Raw genomic sequence first — 13,893 nt, 5'->3', positions numbered from 1 at the left:
GCTTCGGGCTCAGGTCAGGGTGACCCGGGCGAACTTGCGCTTGCCGACCTGCATGACGTAGGTGCCCGCCGGCAGCAGCAGGGATTTGTCCTCGACGCGGTCGCCGTCGATGCGCACGCCGCCCTGCTCGATGTTGCGCTGGGCTTCGGACGCCGAGGCCGCCAGCCCCGATTCGCGCAGGACCTTGAGGATGCCCATCGGCGCGGCGCCGGCGGTGACCGCGGGCATGTCGTCGGGAATCGCGCCGTCGCGGAACCGGGCGTTGAACTGCTCCAGCGCGCGCGCGCCCGCCCCGGCGCCATGGAAGCGGTCGACGATCTCGCCGGCCAGCAGGACCTTGGCGTCGCGCGGATTGCGCCCGCCGGCGACTTCCGCCTGCAGGGCGCCGATGTCTTCCAGGGAGCGGAAGGACAGCAGCTCGAAATAGCGCCACATCAGGGTGTCGGAGATCGACATCAGCTTGCCGAACATGGAATCCGGCGCCTCGGTGATGCCGATGTAGTTGCCCTTGGACTTGGACATCTTCTCGACTCCGTCGGTGCCTTCCAGCAGCGGCATCGTCAGGACACACTGGGGCTCCTGGCCGTATTCCTTCTGCAGCTCGCGGCCCACCAGCAGGTTGAACTTCTGGTCGGTGCCGCCCAGTTCGAGGTCGGCCTTCAGGGCCACGGAATCGTAGCCCTGCAGCAGCGGGTAGAGGAATTCGTGCACCGAGATCGGCACGCCGCCCTTGAAGCGGCGGGTGAAGTCGTCGCGCTCCATCATGCGGGCCACGGTGTAGCGCGACGCCAGCTGGATCAGGCCGCGCGTGCCCAGCGGATCGCACCATTCGGAGTTGTAGCGGATCTCGGTGCGGTCGGGGTCCAGCACCAGGCTGGCCTGGGCGTAGTAGGTCTTGGCGTTTTCGCGGATCTGCTCGGGCGTGAGCGGCGGGCGGGTGGCGTTGCGGCCGCTGGGATCGCCGATCTGCGCGGTGAAGTCGCCGATCAGGAAGATCACGGTATGGCCGAGATCCTGCAGCTGGCGCATCTTGTTCAACACCACCGTGTGGCCCAGGTGGATGTCGGGCGCGGTGGGATCCAGGCCGAGCTTGATGCGCAGGGGCGTGCCGGTGGCGCGGCTGCGCGCCAGCTTGGCGGCGAATTCGGAGACGACGAGCAATTCGTCGCAACCCCGCTGGGCCACGCGCAGATCTTCGGCGATCCGGGGGTCGACGGGGTCGGAGGGGGACGACATGATATACGCTTTTACCAGAAAAAAATGAAAAACCGCTCGAAAAAACAGCAGGTATGCGCTAGCATAACGTGCCATCGCAGCTTCTGTACAACACATTCGACGCCAGTCCGGGCGGCGGGGATCTCATGTTAGCAGAACCCCCTTCCCGCCCAGGACAGGCGCAGCCCAATCCACCACACCGATCCCGCCCATGATGCCCGAGGCCTCCCAGCCGCAACGCCGCCGTCACGTCACCCGCAGTCTGCTGTTCGCCGCCGGCGGCCTGTTCCTCACCGCAGCCGCCCTGGCCGTCGTCCAGCCCTCCGCCCCTCCCGAACCCGTCTTCCAGGCGCGCCAGACGCTCGACCTGCCGCCCCTGGGCGCCCAGGCCGGCCACGACGCCGCGCCCTACATCGCCGCCACCCGCATCCGCCGCGGCGACACGGTGGCCGACCTGCTGAACCGCCTGGGCGTGAACGAAGACGGTCTGCTCACCTTTTTGACACACGACGAGCGCGCGCGTTCCATCTACAAGCTCTACCCCGGCCGCACGGTGCAGGCCGCCCTGGACGACCAGGGCCGGATGGTCTGGCTGCGCTACACCCACACGCCGGGCGCCACCGGCAAGTCCGGCATCGAATCCTCCTGGCTGGAAGTGCGTCCCGCCGCCGACGGCGGCTTCTCCGCCCAGGAACGCACCATCGCCGCCGCGCGCGAGACGCGCATCGCCGAAGGCGAGATCACCAGCTCCCTGTTCGGCGCCGCCGACCAGGCCCAGGTCCCCGACGCCATCACCATGGAAATGGTGGACATCCTGGGCAGCCGCATCGACTTCCTGAAAGACCTGCGCAAGGGCGACCGCTTCCGCATCGTCTACGACGCCTACATGCACGACGGCGAGGAAGTCGGCACCGGCCACATCCGCGCCCTGGAATTCATCAACCACGGCAAGACCTACAGCGCGGTCTGGTTCCAGAACGGCCAGGAGCCCGGCGGCTACTACGATTTCTCCGGCGCCAGCCTGAAGGGCGCCTTCCTGCGCACCGCGATCAAGTTCACCCGCATCAGCTCGGGCTTCGGCATGCGCATGCATCCGATCCACAAGCAGTGGATCGGCCACAAGGGCGTGGACTACGCCGCGCCCGCCGGCACGCCGATCCACGCCACGGCCGACGGCACGGTGGAATTCATCGGCCAGCAGAACGGCTACGGCAACGTCATCATCCTGAAGAACTTCGGCAAGTACTCCACGCTGTACGCCCACCAGAGCCGCTTCGCCAAGGGCCTGAAAAAAGGCGACCGCGTCCAGCAGGGCCAGCTGATCGGCTACGTGGGCTCGACCGGCTGGGCGACCGGCCCGCACCTGCACTACGAATTCCGCATCGACAAGCGGCCGGTCGATCCGCTGTCGGTGGATCTGCCGGTGGCGCGTACCCTGGAAGCGGCCGACCGCAAGGCCTTCCAGGCCGTGGTGGCCCGCTACCAGCCGCAGATCGAGCTGATGGCGCGGCTGCAGGACAGCCGCATCCAGGTCGCGCAGCAATAGCGGACCCGTCCGCGCGCCCCGGAGACCGCCTTTTGAATCCGCGCGCCGCCGAACGCCGGACGTCCGGCGGGATGCCCGACGGCGCGCCCGGCCCGGCATCCGAACCGTACATCGGCCTGATGTCGGGCACCAGTACGGACGGCGTGGACGGCGTGCTGGCGGACCTGGGCGGCGGCGCGATCCGCGTGCTGGCCAGCGCCGCCCTGGCCCTGCCGGACGGGTTGCGCCACGAACTGCTGGCGCTGAACACTCCCGGCCCCGACGAACTCGCCCGCGCCGCCCGCGCGGCCAACGCCCTGGCGGACTGCTACGCGGCCGTCGTGCGCGAGCTGCTGGCGCGAGCCGGCCTGCCCGCCGCCCGCGTCCGCGCCATCGGCGCCCACGGACAGACGGTGCGCCATGCGCCCGAATCGGGCTACACCATCCAGATCAACGCGCCGGCGCGACTGGCCGAGCACACCGGCATCGCGGTCGTGGCCGACTTCCGCAGCCGCGACGTCGCCGCCGGCGGCCAGGGCGCGCCCCTGGTGCCGGCCTTCCATGCCGCGCGCTTCGGCTGCGGCGCGGGCCGCGCCGTCCTGAACCTGGGCGGCATCGCCAATCTGACCGTGCTGGAAGACCCGGTGCGCGGCTTCGACACGGGGCCGGCCAACATGCTGATGGACGCCTGGACCCGCCGCCACCTGGGCCAGCCCTATGACCGCGACGGAGCCTGGGCGGCGCGCGGCCGCTGCCACGACGGGCTGCTGGCCGCGCTGCGGGCCGAACCCTGGTTCGGCCTGGCGCCGCCGAAATCGACCGGACGGGATCTGTTCAGCCTGGGCTGGCTGGACGCCCGGATCGACGCCCTGCCCGCCGCCGGCCGGCCGGCGCCCGCCGACGTGCAGGCGACCCTGCTGCGCCTGTCGGTGGAGACGATTGCCGAGGCGGTACGCCGGCACGCGCCGGACACGCGGGAAATCCTGGCCTGCGGCGGCGGCGCGCGCAACCCGGTGCTGATGGCCGCGCTGGCGCGGGCCCTGCCCTGCCGCCTGACGACCACGGACGCCCACGGCGTGCCCGCCCAGGACGTCGAGGCGCTGGCCTTCGCCTGGCTTGCGCAGGCGCACGTCCAGGGCCGCCCCGCCTGCCTGCCGGCGGTCACGGGCGCGCGGCACGCGACCCTGGCCGGCTGCCTGTATCCCGCATAGAGAATTGCCCCCCGCCCACCTCGCGGCCTGCATGCCGCCCGGATTCGCCCGGCAGGGGCCGGTCCGCGGGGACCGGCCCATGTCCCGTCCCATTCCGGCGGCAAAAAGACCGCTCAGGGCGCGAACGAGGATCCGCAGCCGCAGGTGGTGTTGGCGTTGGGGTTGCGGATGACGAACTGCGAGCCTTCCAGGTCGTCCTTGTAGTCGATCTCGGCGCCGACCAGGTACTGGAAGCTCATGGGGTCCACCAGGAGCTGGACGCCGTCGCGCTCGATGGTGGTGTCGTCCTCGGCCACGTCCTCGTCGAAGGTGAAGCCGTACTGGAAACCCGAGCAGCCGCCCCCCTGGACGAAGACCCGCAGCTTCAGGCCGGGATTGTTTTCCTCGATCAGCAGTTCGCGCACCTTGGCGGCGGCGGCGTCGGTGAAGATCAAGGGGCTGGGCGGAACGTCGAGATCCGCGTGTTCGATGGTGCTCAAGGCTAGACTCCTGCGCGGTCGGGGGCCGCGCGGTTCAGGTCGGCGTCCTGGGAGGCCCGGACCGTGTCGCCTTCGAGGATTTCGAGGCGGACCGACTGGATCGAGAGATCCGGCACCCTTTGCAGGACGCCCGTGCTGCGCTGGAACTGGTCGAAGACCAGGGCCAGCGGATCCGCCCCCGGGGCGGACGCGGCGGCCTCGCCGGCGGCGGGGGCCACCGGCGGGCTCAGTTCGATTTTAACGGCTTTGCCCTGCGAAACGCCATTGGCCACGAACCGCATGCGGCCTTTGAAGGGCTCCGCCTGCGGCGCGGCGTTGCGCGTCAGCAGCACCCGGTAGCGCAGGAATTCGCCGTCTTCCTGGATGCCGAAGGCGCGCACCGCCACGGCGCCCGCCGGCCCCGGCGGGATCAGCTGTTCGTAGAACGCCAGCTGGTCGCGGGTGCGGCCCAGCTCCTGCTGCAGTTCGGCGTTCTTGTCCTGCAGCACGCGCTGAGTGCCGGCCTGGACTTCGGCCTCGCTGCGCAGGGCCGCCAGGTCGGTCCGGGCGCGCGACAGTTCCGCCTGCAGGGATTCGATCCGGGCCCGCTGCGCCTGGATCTCCGCGCCCTGCTCGGCGTGCATGCCGAAATGCATGGCGAGCGCCCCGACGACGAACACCACCAGCAGCAGCACGAGCCGGGACAGGCCGCGCACCAGCCACACGCTGAAGCCGCCGCCGCGCGCGGGAGAGGGGGGTGTCATGCGGGTTTCCTCATGGCAGCACCGCGACGTGCCGCAGGCCGGTGGTTTCCGGCAGGCCGAACATCAGGTTCATGTTCTGCACGGCCTGGCCCGCGGCGCCCTTGACGAGATTGTCCTGCACCACCAGCACCACCAGGGTGTCGCCGCCGGCGGGGCGGTGCACGGCGATGCGCAGCATGTTCGAGGCGCGCACCGAGCGCGTCTGCGGCAGGCTGCCCGCCGGCATGACGTCGACGAAGGGCTCGCCGGCGTAGCGCCGTTCGTACAGCGCCTGGAAGTCGGTGTCCAGGGCATCGGGCAGGATGCGCAGGTACAGGGTGGAGAACATGCCCCGGATCATGGGTACCAGGTGCGGCACGAAGGTCAGGCCCACCGGCGCGCCCGCGATGCGGGCGAGACATTCGGAGATTTCCGGATGGTGGCGGTGCCCGGCCACGCCGTAGGCGGCGAAGTTGTCGGCGGCCTCCGAGAACAGGGAGCCGACCTGGGTCTTGCGCCCCGCCCCCGACACGCCGGACTTCGAGTCGGCGATGACGTGCGCGGTGTCGATCAGGGGCCGGCCGGCCTGCAGCACGGGGGCGAGCCCGAGCAGCACCGTGGTCGGATAGCAGCCGGGATTGCCCACCACCCGGGCCTGGCGGATGCGGTCGCGGTCCAGTTCGGGCAGGCCGTAGACGGCTTGCTTGAGCACGTCCGGGCTGCTGTGCGGCATCTTGTACCACTGCTGGAAGGTATCGACGTCCTGCAGGCGGAAATCGGCCGCCAGGTCGATCACCCGCACGCCGTGGTCCAGCAGGCCGCGCGCCTGTTCCATGGCCACGCCGTGCGGGGTGGCGAAGAACACCACGTCGCACTGGTCCAGCGCGGCCTCCTCGGGCGTCTGGAAGCGCAGGTCCACGTGGCCGCGCAGATTGGGGAACATGTCGGCCACCGGCATCCCGGATTCCTTGCGCGAGGTGATGGCGTGCAGCCAGACGTCCGGGTGCTGCGACAGCAGCCGCAGCAGCTCCACGCCCGTGTAGCCGGTGCCGCCGACGATGCCGGCCTTGATGGGAGTGGAGGTATGCGTGCTCATGCGCTGAAATCCTGTCTGCTGTCCGGAAAAAGACCCGCCCGCGGCGAAAGCGGAGCGGGGATTTCCCTAGATTATGGCACGCGCGGCGGCGCCGCACGACGCCCAGAACGGCGCCCCGCACGGCGCCCGCCCGGCGCGCGCGGGAGCGCGCCCGCCCCGGGACGCGCCCAACGAAAAACGCCATCCGGCTGGATGGCGTTTTCCTGGCGCCGGGCGGCAAGCCGCCCGGATCGCGGATCAGCGCTTGCTGAACTGCTTGCGCCGGCGGGCCTTGTGGAAGCCGACCTTCTTGCGCTCGACCTCGCGGGCGTCGCGGGTGACCAGACCCGCCTGCTTCAGCGGCGACTTGAGCGTTTCGTCGTAGTCGATCAGGGCGCGCGTGATGCCGTGGCGCACGGCGCCGGCCTGGCCGGATTCGCCACCGCCGTGGACGTTGACGTGGAAGTCGAACGATTCCAGGTGGTTGGTGACTTCCAGCGGCTGGCGCACGACCATGCGGCCGGTTTCGCGCGCGAAGTATTCATCGACGGGGCGGCCGTTGACGACGATCTTGCCCGTGCCTTTTTTCAGGAACACCCGCGCCACAGACGTCTTGCGGCGGCCAGTGCCGTAATTCCAGTTACCGATCATGATGGCCTATCCTCAGAAGTCCAGGGGTTGCGGCTGCTGCGCGGTGTGCGGGTGCTCGGCACCGGCATAGACCTTCAGCTTCTTCGCCATGGCGTAGCCCAGGGGGCCCTTGGGCAGCATGCCCTTGACCGCCTTCTGCAGGGCGCGTCCGGGGAAGCGCTGCTGCATCTTCTGGAAGTTGGTTTCCGTGATCCCGCCCGGATAGGTGGAGTGACGGTAGTAGCGCTTGTCCTGCGCCTTGGCGCCGGTGACGACGATATCGGCGGCGTTGATGACGACGATGTAATCGCCCGTATCCACGTGCGGCGTGAATTCCGGTTTGTGCTTGCCACGCAGGCGGCGTGCGACTTCGCTGGCCACACGACCCAGGACCTTGCCCTTGGCGTCGATCACAAACCAGTCACGCTTGACTTCATGCGGCTTGGCCACAAAGGTCTTCATGATGGTGTTCCTGATGAAATGAATGAAAGGATTTTCGCCTGCTCCGCCAGGGCTTTATATGAGGGCGGCCAAGGCCGGTCCCATAGCCCGTACGGTGTAAACCCAAACGAAAATCCTACCATTGTACATGGACGGCCCGGGGCAGACAAATAAAAGAGGCGCTCCGCGGGGAGCGCCTGCGTTCCATGGGGCCGGGAAATTATTTCTTGCGGGCCAGGGCGGCGCCCAGGTAGTTGTCGTAGGAGCCTTCGGCCACGCGGAACCAGGGCACGATGTTGTCGCGGAAGGCCATGTAGTTGTCGAAGATCTTCTTGAAGCCCGGGTCCTTGTCGCAGAATTCCTTGTAGACCTGGCTGGAGGCCTCGAAGGAGGCGTCCATGACCTCGCGCGGGAAGCTCTTGAGCACGGCGCCCGCGGCGATCAGGCGGCGCAGGGCCTCGGGGTTGTGGGCGTCGTAGTCCTGGACCATCTTCGAGCCGGCGGCGCGCGAGGCGACGTCGATGACGCGCTGGTAGGCCTTGGGCAGTTCGGCGTAGGCCTTGTCGTTGACGTAGAGCGACACCTGGGCCGAGCCTTCCCACCAGCCCGGGTAGTAATAGTATTTGGCGACCTTCTGGAAGCCGAGCTTTTCGTCGTCCACGGGGCCGACGAATTCCACGGCGTCCAGCGCGCCCTTTTCCAGGGAGGGATAGATGTCGCCGGGCGGGATCTGCTGCGGGATCACGCCCATGCGCGACAGGACTTCGCCCGCGAAGCCGGCCGTGCGCATCTTCAGGCCCTTGAGGTCTTCGACCGTCTTGATTTCCTTGCGGTACCAGCCGCCCATCTGGGTGCCGGTGTTGCCCAGGGGGAAGTTGACGATGCCGCGCGGCGCGAACAGTTCGCGCATCAGCTTCAGGCCGTCGCCCTCGTACATCCAGGCGTTCATCTGGCGCACGTTCAGGCCGAAGGGCACCGCCGTGTCGAAACAGAAGGAGGGATCCTTGCCGTAGTAGTAGTAGGACGCCGTCTGGCCGCATTCCACGGTGCGGTTGCCGACGGCGTCCATCACGCCGTAGCCCGGCACCAGTTCGCCCGCCGGATACAGACGGATGTTGAAGTTGCCGTCGGTGATTTCCTTGACCATGTCGCAGAACATCTGCGCCGTCGAGAAGAGCGGCGGCAGCGAGGGCCCGTAGGTCGAGGTCATTTTCCAGTTGATCTGGGGGTTCGACTGGGCGATGGCGGGGGCGGCGACCGCCGCCGTGCCCGCCACCGCGCCCAGGCCCGCCTTTTTCAGAAATGCGCGACGCTGCATGATGAAGGATCTCCTGTGGGTTGGAATATTTGGTATAGGTTGCTACCAAGCCGTTCGATATTACACTGCGGGACCCCGCGCTGCACGCCGCGCCGCACGAGAATCCGCGCGGCTCACAGCCCCGCGACCGCCATGCCGTCGATCAGCACCGAGCCGGTGGATTTGGCGCCCCGCGCATGCACGTCGGTGCCCACGGCGACGATCCCGCGGAACATGTCGGCCAGGTTGCCGGCGATCGTGATTTCCTGCACGGGGTGGCGGATGACGCCGTCCTGCACCCAGTAGCCGAAGGCTCCGCGCGAGTAGTCGCCGGTGACGTAGTTCACGCCCTGGCCGATGAGCTCGGTGACCAGCAGCCCGGTGCCCATCGCACGCAGCAGGGCGGGCAGGTCGTCGTCCGGCCGGGTCAGGCGCGAGCGCAGGCTGAGATTGTGCGAGCCGCCGGCGTTGCCGGTGGTCGCCATGCCCAGCTTGCGGGCCGTGTAGGTGGACAGGAAATACCCCGTGAGCACGCCGCCGTCCACCACCCGGCGGGCCTGCGTGCGGACCCCTTCGGAGTCGAAGGGCGAGCTGCCCTGGGCGCCCGGGATGTAGGGGTTCTCGATCACGTCCAGGTGGTCGGCCAGCACGGGCTTGCCCAGCGTGTCCAGCAGGAAGCTGGCCTTGCGGTAGAGCGCGCCGCCGCTGGCGGCCTGCACCAGCGCGCCCAGCAGGCCGACGGCCAGCGGGCCCTCGAACAGCACCGGATAGCGGCCGGTCTTCACGGGGCGCGCGCCCAGGCGCGAGAGGGCGCGCTGCGCCGCGTAGCGGCCCACCTCGGCCGGCGCGGCCAGGTCTTCGGCCCGGCGCGCGGACGTGTACCAGTAGTCCCGCTGCATGCCGTCGCCGCGCCCGGCGATGGGCGCCACCGACAGGCTGTGGCGCGAATAGGGATAGCCGCCCAGGAAGCCGCGCGAATTGCCCAGGACGAAATGGCCTTCCATGGTGTCCAGCGAGGCGCCTTCGGAGTTGGTGATCTGCGGGCTGGCGGCCAGCGCGGCGCGTTCGGCCTGGATCGCCAGGCGGGCCGCGCCCGCGGCGTCGATGGCCCAGGGATGGTGCAGGTCCAGGTCCGGGTAGTGCAGGGCGAAGAGCTCGGGCTCGGGCAGGCCGGCGGCCGGATCCTCGGCGGTGTAGCGGGCGATGTGCCAGGCGGCGTCCACGGTGCGGCGCAGCGCATCGGCGGAAAAATCGGAAGTCGAGGCCGAGCCGCGGCGCTGGCCGGCGAACACCGTCACCGCCATGGAGCGGTCGCGGGTCTGCTCGATGGTCTCGATGGCGCGCCGGCGCACCGAGACGGACAACCCCCGGCTTTCGGAGATTTCCACGGCGGCATCCGTGGCGCCGGCCTGCTTCGCGTGGCGCAGCGCATCTTCGGCCAGTTCGCGGAACTGGGCCTGCTGGGCGGGAACATCGAGGAAATCGTCGGTACGTGGGTTCATGCAAAATCCGCTGGTGTCGAGACGGGTGTTCGGGACGGTTATCATAGACAATCACGGACCATTTTATGCCCGAACCCATGCACGACACGCCCCAGCCCGCTGCGCCGGAAGACTTTCCGGAAGACCGGCGGCCCAGCAAATCCCAGGTCAAGCGCGACATGCACGCCCTGCTGGACCTGGGCCGCGAACTGATCGACCTGCCTCCCGCCAGGCTGGCCCGGCTGCCGCTGGACGAGCCGCTGCGCGAAGCCATCGCCCTGGCCCAGCGCATCCACAGCAACGAGGGCCGGCGCCGCCAGGTGCATTACGTCGGCAAGCTGATGCGCCACGCCGACGCCGCCGCCCTGCGCGCCCAGCTCGACCTGTGGGCGAGCGGCTCGCGCGAGGAGACCCGCGCCATGCACCGGCTGGAGGACCTGCGCGACCGCCTGCTCGACAGCGACGAGGTCCTGACACAATTGCTGGAACGCTTCCCCGGCCTGGACATCCAGGCCCTGCGTGCGCAGATCCGCGCCGCCCGCAAGGAAGCGCGCGACAACGCCGCCCTGCCCGAGGGCCGCGAACCGGCGCGCAAGCACTACCGCGCCCTGTTCCAGACGCTCAAGACCCTGGATTTCGACGACGAGACCTCCCGATGAACCCGACCCTCCTGGACACCATCGAACGCATCACCGGCCCCGAGCCCACGCACAGCGTGATCTGGCTGCACGGCCTGGGCGCCGACGGCCACGATTTCGAGCCCGTCGTGCCCGAACTGATCCATCCCGGCCTGCCGGCGCTGCGCTTCGTGTTCCCGCACGCGCCCGTGCGCCCGGTGAGCCTGAACCAGGGCATGCCGATGCGCGCCTGGTACGACCTGTACGGCCTGGACCGCGACGCGCGTGAGGACATCGACGGCCTGCGCGCGGCGCGGCACGCGGTCACCGAGCTGATCGAGCGGGAGAACCAGCGCGGCATCCTGGCCGAACGCATCGTGCTGGCGGGCTTTTCGCAGGGCTGCGCCACGGCCCTGTACACCGGCCTGCGCCACCCCGAGCGCCTGGCCGGCCTGATCGGCCTGTCGGGCTACCTGCCGCTGCGCAACACCCTGGCCGCCGAGCGCCACCCCGCCAACGCCGGCACGCCGGTCTTCATGGCGCACGGCACGATGGACATGGTGGTGCCCCTGACCTACGCCGAGACCAGCCGGGACGCGATGGCCGCCCAGGGGCAGCCGGTGGAATGGCACACCTACCCGATGCCGCACGGCCTGCATCCGCAGGAACTGGACGACATCCGGGCGTTCCTGACGCGGGTGACGACAACGACAGGCACGTGACAGTCCGCAGGGGACTCTTGGATCGGGGCATCCCTCCACGTCGCAGCCTGCAGGCTGCTCCGATTCGCCAGGCATGGCACAGTCCGCAGGGGACTGTGCCATGTCCGGGCTCATCCACCTCCCGGCTTGCAAGCCGGTCGGATGAACCAGGCACGTGACAGTCCGCAGGGGACTGTCACGTGTCCAGGTTCATCCAAAGCCTCCGCATGCCGGGGTCGGATTCATCGGGATCGTTGCGCATGCCCAGGGACGTCATCAGGCCCAGCATGGGGCGGTTGGTCGCCAGGACGATGCCTTCGATGTAGCTCAGGCCCTGGCGGCGCGCGACGTCGATCAGGCTGCGCATCAGCGCCGCGCCCACGCCGCGCCGCTGCCAGTCGTCGGCGATCACCAGCGCGTATTCCGCGCCCTGGCCATCGGCGTTGCGCAGGTAGTGCGCAAAGCCCACGATGCGCTCGCGCAGCAGGCCGCGGTTTTCCGGATTGGACACCTGGGTCGTGGCGACCAGGGCGACCTCGCGGTCGTAGTCGATGCGGGTGTAGCGCGCCAGCATGCGCGGCGTGAGCTCGCGCAGCATCGACACGAAGCGCATGTAGCGCGATTCGTCGGACAGGTCCCGCACGAATTCCTGCAGCAGCACCGCATCCTCGGGACGGATGGGCCGCAGCAGCCATTCCTGGCCGTCGTCGCGGATCATCGGCCGCACCAGGCGGCGCGGATACGGGTGGATCGCCATGTGGCGGTAGGCGCGGTTCTCGGGGCGCTCGCCGTCGTAGTCCGGGTCCAGCCCGACGCGGATGCCGCCGGCATACAGGCTGGTGTCGTCCCACCAGAGCGGGTCGATCGACAGGGTGCGGATGCCGGGCAGCTCGCTGACGATCTCGGAAATCCGCTCCAGCGCCTCGCGCAGCTGCTCGAAGGCGGCCGGGCTGAGGTCGCGTTCGAGCACGCGCGACCAGAACTTGCCGCGCTGGATCAGCTGGCGCGCCAGGTAGTTGTTCAGCGGCGGCAGCTCGATTTCCCGGTGGGGCGAGGCCAGCCGGGCGGAATCGCCGCCGGGCCCGAATTGCATGTACGGCCCGAAGCGCGCGTCCTGGCGCACGTGGATGGCCATGGACACGTGCTCGCGGGCGGCGGCGGGCACGGGCGCGTCGTCCGGCCGGATCGGCACGTGGAAACAGTCCAGCAGCCAGCGGCAGCTGGACGGGTCGAGTTCCGTGCGGCCCGACATGATGGCGTCGTTCAGCAGCGTGCGGGCCTCGTCCAGGCGCGGCGGCCGGCTGAGCATTTCCGGCGGCAGGGTCTGCTGCGCCAGGGTCTGGTTGTATTGATAGGACGCCAGGATGCCGAAGGCATTGGCGGCCGATTCGGGGGTGCGGAAGGCGGGCAGCCCCACCGAGTCCAGCCGGTGGCGCTGCGAACGCATCGAGGCGTCGCCCAGGAAGCAGGACATGATGGGCTTGGGCGAGGCCTGGGAGAGCCGCGCCAGGGCCTCGGCGGCGGCGTCCATGTCCGACAGGGCGTCCGGCGCGATCAGCACCAGCACGCCGTCCACGTTGGCGTCGCCCGCCAGCACGCCCAGGGCCTGCTGCAGCCGGTCCGGGTCGAGCGGCGCATGGCTGATGACGGGGTTGTCCAGGGCCGCGCCGGGCTCCAGCATCGCCGCCAGGTCGCGCCGCGTCTGCGTGGACAGGTCGGCCCGCGACACCGGGCCGCTGCCGTCGATGACGTCCAGCGCCAGGTGGGCCGCGCCGTAGCCGTTGGAGAACAGCGCGATGCGGCGCCCCCGCTGGCGCTTGGCATGGACGAGGACCTTCAGCGCCGAGAAGAGCTGCACGAAGAAGCGGATCCGCACCGCGCCGGTGCGCCGCACCAGCGCGTCGAACACCGCGTCGGCGGCCGGACTGGTGTCCGAGCGGCCGGCCTTCAGCAGGATGACCGGCTTGACGCTGGCGGCGGCCATCAGCGCGCTGGTGAAGCGGCGCGAGGAATCGGCCTCCTCCAGGTAGAGCACGATGCTGTCCGTGCGCGGATCCATCGACAGGTATTCGAGGACTTCGGCCACGGTGACGCCGTCCGCCTCGCCGGCCGAGACCACCGCGGAAAAGCCGAGCTGGATGTCGCCTGCCCAGTCCAGCACGGCGGCGGCCACCATGCGCGATTGCGCGACCAGGGCGACCCGGCCCACGGGCGCGCCGCCCGGATCGAGGCTGAGGTTCAGCCCCAGGTGCGGACGCTGCACCCCCAGCGCCCCGGGGCCGAGCACCAGGCAGCCGTTCATCCGGCCCCAGGACTGGCAGTAGGCGCGGGTCTCGACGGGATCGGCGGCGGGCGTGGGGTGTGGCAGCAGCAGCAGGGCGCGCGGCCGGTGCTGCTTGAGCGCCCCTAGTGTTGTGTTTCATTAATTTGTTTATTTATTCAATAGTTTGAAATAAAATGGTGGACGCTTCTTTCGATGAGTGTCCACCATGAGCAAGC

General features: G+C 69.4%; 13 protein-coding genes. 4 read left to right on the top strand and 9 right to left on the bottom strand.

Features of this window, described 5'->3' with window-relative positions; genetic code table 11:
- Nucleotides 1-9 precede the first annotated feature (9 nt).
- Nucleotides 10-1,236, bottom strand: a complete 1,227-nt coding sequence (gene tyrS / locus HNR28_RS17150) for a tyrosine--tRNA ligase (RefSeq protein ID WP_151024255.1) — start codon at nt 1,234-1,236, stop codon at nt 10-12.
- A gap of 190 nt (nt 1,237-1,426) precedes the next feature.
- On the opposite strand from tyrS, the gene HNR28_RS17145 reads away from it, so the two are divergent.
- Nucleotides 1,427-2,761 carry a M23 family metallopeptidase gene (locus tag HNR28_RS17145; RefSeq protein WP_043685022.1) on the top strand — a complete coding sequence of 445 codons (1,335 nt, stop codon included), beginning with the start codon at nt 1,427-1,429 and terminating at the stop codon, nt 2,759-2,761.
- Between the two features lie 71 nt (nt 2,762-2,832).
- Entirely contained in the window at nt 2,833-3,951 is a 1,119-nt protein-coding gene (locus HNR28_RS17140; RefSeq protein WP_151024263.1) for an anhydro-N-acetylmuramic acid kinase, read from the top strand.
- A gap of 113 nt (nt 3,952-4,064) precedes the next feature.
- Here the strand turns inward: HNR28_RS17140 and erpA are convergent, their stop codons facing one another.
- The 7 genes from erpA to pmbA all read right to left on the bottom strand — a co-directional run bounded on the left by erpA (nt 4,065) and on the right by pmbA (nt 10,097).
- The gene (erpA, locus tag HNR28_RS17135; RefSeq protein WP_043685024.1) at nt 4,065-4,430 is read right to left on the bottom strand and encodes an iron-sulfur cluster insertion protein ErpA; all 366 of its coding nucleotides are present in this window, start codon (nt 4,428-4,430) and stop codon (nt 4,065-4,067) included.
- Nucleotides 4,431-4,432: 2 nt separating this feature from the next.
- Complete coding sequence (locus HNR28_RS17130; protein WP_151024256.1) at nt 4,433-5,173, bottom strand: DUF6776 family protein; 741 nt, start codon at nt 5,171-5,173, stop codon at nt 4,433-4,435.
- 10 nt (nt 5,174-5,183) lie between these two features.
- Complete coding sequence (argC, locus tag HNR28_RS17125; protein ID WP_151024257.1) at nt 5,184-6,248, bottom strand: N-acetyl-gamma-glutamyl-phosphate reductase; 1,065 nt, start codon at nt 6,246-6,248, stop codon at nt 5,184-5,186.
- 237 nt (nt 6,249-6,485) lie between these two features.
- A complete protein-coding gene (rpsI, locus tag HNR28_RS17120; RefSeq protein ID WP_043685028.1) occupies nt 6,486-6,878 on the bottom strand; it encodes a 30S ribosomal protein S9 in 393 nt (130 codons plus the stop codon).
- A 12-nt stretch (nt 6,879-6,890) separates the two neighbouring features.
- Entirely contained in the window at nt 6,891-7,319 is a 429-nt protein-coding gene (gene rplM / locus HNR28_RS17115; RefSeq protein WP_043685031.1) for a 50S ribosomal protein L13, read from the bottom strand.
- 199 nt (nt 7,320-7,518) lie between these two features.
- Nucleotides 7,519-8,616 carry a TRAP transporter substrate-binding protein gene (locus HNR28_RS17110; RefSeq protein WP_151024258.1) on the bottom strand — a complete coding sequence of 366 codons (1,098 nt, stop codon included), beginning with the start codon at nt 8,614-8,616 and terminating at the stop codon, nt 7,519-7,521.
- 113 nt (nt 8,617-8,729) lie between these two features.
- Nucleotides 8,730-10,097, bottom strand: coding sequence for a metalloprotease PmbA (gene pmbA / locus HNR28_RS17105; protein WP_151024259.1), 1,368 nt, complete (start codon nt 10,095-10,097; stop codon nt 8,730-8,732).
- Nucleotides 10,098-10,174: 77 nt separating this feature from the next.
- On the opposite strand from pmbA, the gene yjgA reads away from it, so the two are divergent.
- Together yjgA and HNR28_RS17095 are read left to right on the top strand one after the other, a co-directional pair.
- Nucleotides 10,175-10,735 carry a ribosome biogenesis factor YjgA gene (gene yjgA / locus HNR28_RS17100; RefSeq protein ID WP_043687959.1) on the top strand — a complete coding sequence of 187 codons (561 nt, stop codon included), beginning with the start codon at nt 10,175-10,177 and terminating at the stop codon, nt 10,733-10,735.
- The gene (locus tag HNR28_RS17095) at nt 10,732-11,415 is read left to right on the top strand and encodes an alpha/beta hydrolase (RefSeq protein WP_151024260.1); all 684 of its coding nucleotides are present in this window, start codon (nt 10,732-10,734) and stop codon (nt 11,413-11,415) included. Before yjgA ends, HNR28_RS17095 begins: the two co-directional genes overlap by 4 nt.
- Nucleotides 11,416-11,590: 175 nt before the next feature.
- On the opposite strand, the gene HNR28_RS17090 is transcribed toward HNR28_RS17095, so the two are convergent.
- Entirely contained in the window at nt 11,591-13,696 is a 2,106-nt protein-coding gene (locus tag HNR28_RS17090; protein ID WP_244978340.1) for a bifunctional acetate--CoA ligase family protein/GNAT family N-acetyltransferase, read from the bottom strand.
- Nucleotides 13,697-13,893: the final 197 nt, after the last annotated feature.

The organism is Castellaniella defragrans, assembly GCF_014203015.1.
In the GTDB taxonomy this organism is placed as follows: domain Bacteria; phylum Pseudomonadota; class Gammaproteobacteria; order Burkholderiales; family Burkholderiaceae_B; genus Castellaniella; species Castellaniella defragrans.
The sequence above is the reverse complement of the archived record's forward strand: the minus strand, read 5'-3'. Positions and strand labels throughout refer to the sequence as shown.

Coding starts and splice junctions, on each gene's coding strand:
- tyrS (WP_151024255.1), bottom strand. CDS start 1,236: ATGTCGTCCCCCTCCGACCCCGTCGACCCCCGGATCGCCGAAGATCTG.
- HNR28_RS17145 (WP_043685022.1), top strand. CDS start 1,427: ATGATGCCCGAGGCCTCCCAGCCGCAACGCCGCCGTCACGTCACCCGC.
- HNR28_RS17140 (WP_151024263.1), top strand. CDS start 2,833: ATGCCCGACGGCGCGCCCGGCCCGGCATCCGAACCGTACATCGGCCTG.
- HNR28_RS17130 (WP_151024256.1), bottom strand. CDS start 5,173: ATGACACCCCCCTCTCCCGCGCGCGGCGGCGGCTTCAGCGTGTGGCTG.
- argC (WP_151024257.1), bottom strand. CDS start 6,248: ATGAGCACGCATACCTCCACTCCCATCAAGGCCGGCATCGTCGGCGGC.
- rpsI (WP_043685028.1), bottom strand. CDS start 6,878: ATGATCGGTAACTGGAATTACGGCACTGGCCGCCGCAAGACGTCTGTG.
- rplM (WP_043685031.1), bottom strand. CDS start 7,319: ATGAAGACCTTTGTGGCCAAGCCGCATGAAGTCAAGCGTGACTGGTTT.
- HNR28_RS17110 (WP_151024258.1), bottom strand. CDS start 8,616: ATGCAGCGTCGCGCATTTCTGAAAAAGGCGGGCCTGGGCGCGGTGGCG.
- pmbA (WP_151024259.1), bottom strand. CDS start 10,097: ATGAACCCACGTACCGACGATTTCCTCGATGTTCCCGCCCAGCAGGCC.
- yjgA (WP_043687959.1), top strand. CDS start 10,175: ATGCACGACACGCCCCAGCCCGCTGCGCCGGAAGACTTTCCGGAAGAC.
- HNR28_RS17095 (WP_151024260.1), top strand. CDS start 10,732: ATGAACCCGACCCTCCTGGACACCATCGAACGCATCACCGGCCCCGAG.
- HNR28_RS17090 (WP_244978340.1), bottom strand. CDS start 13,696: ATGAACGGCTGCCTGGTGCTCGGCCCCGGGGCGCTGGGGGTGCAGCGT.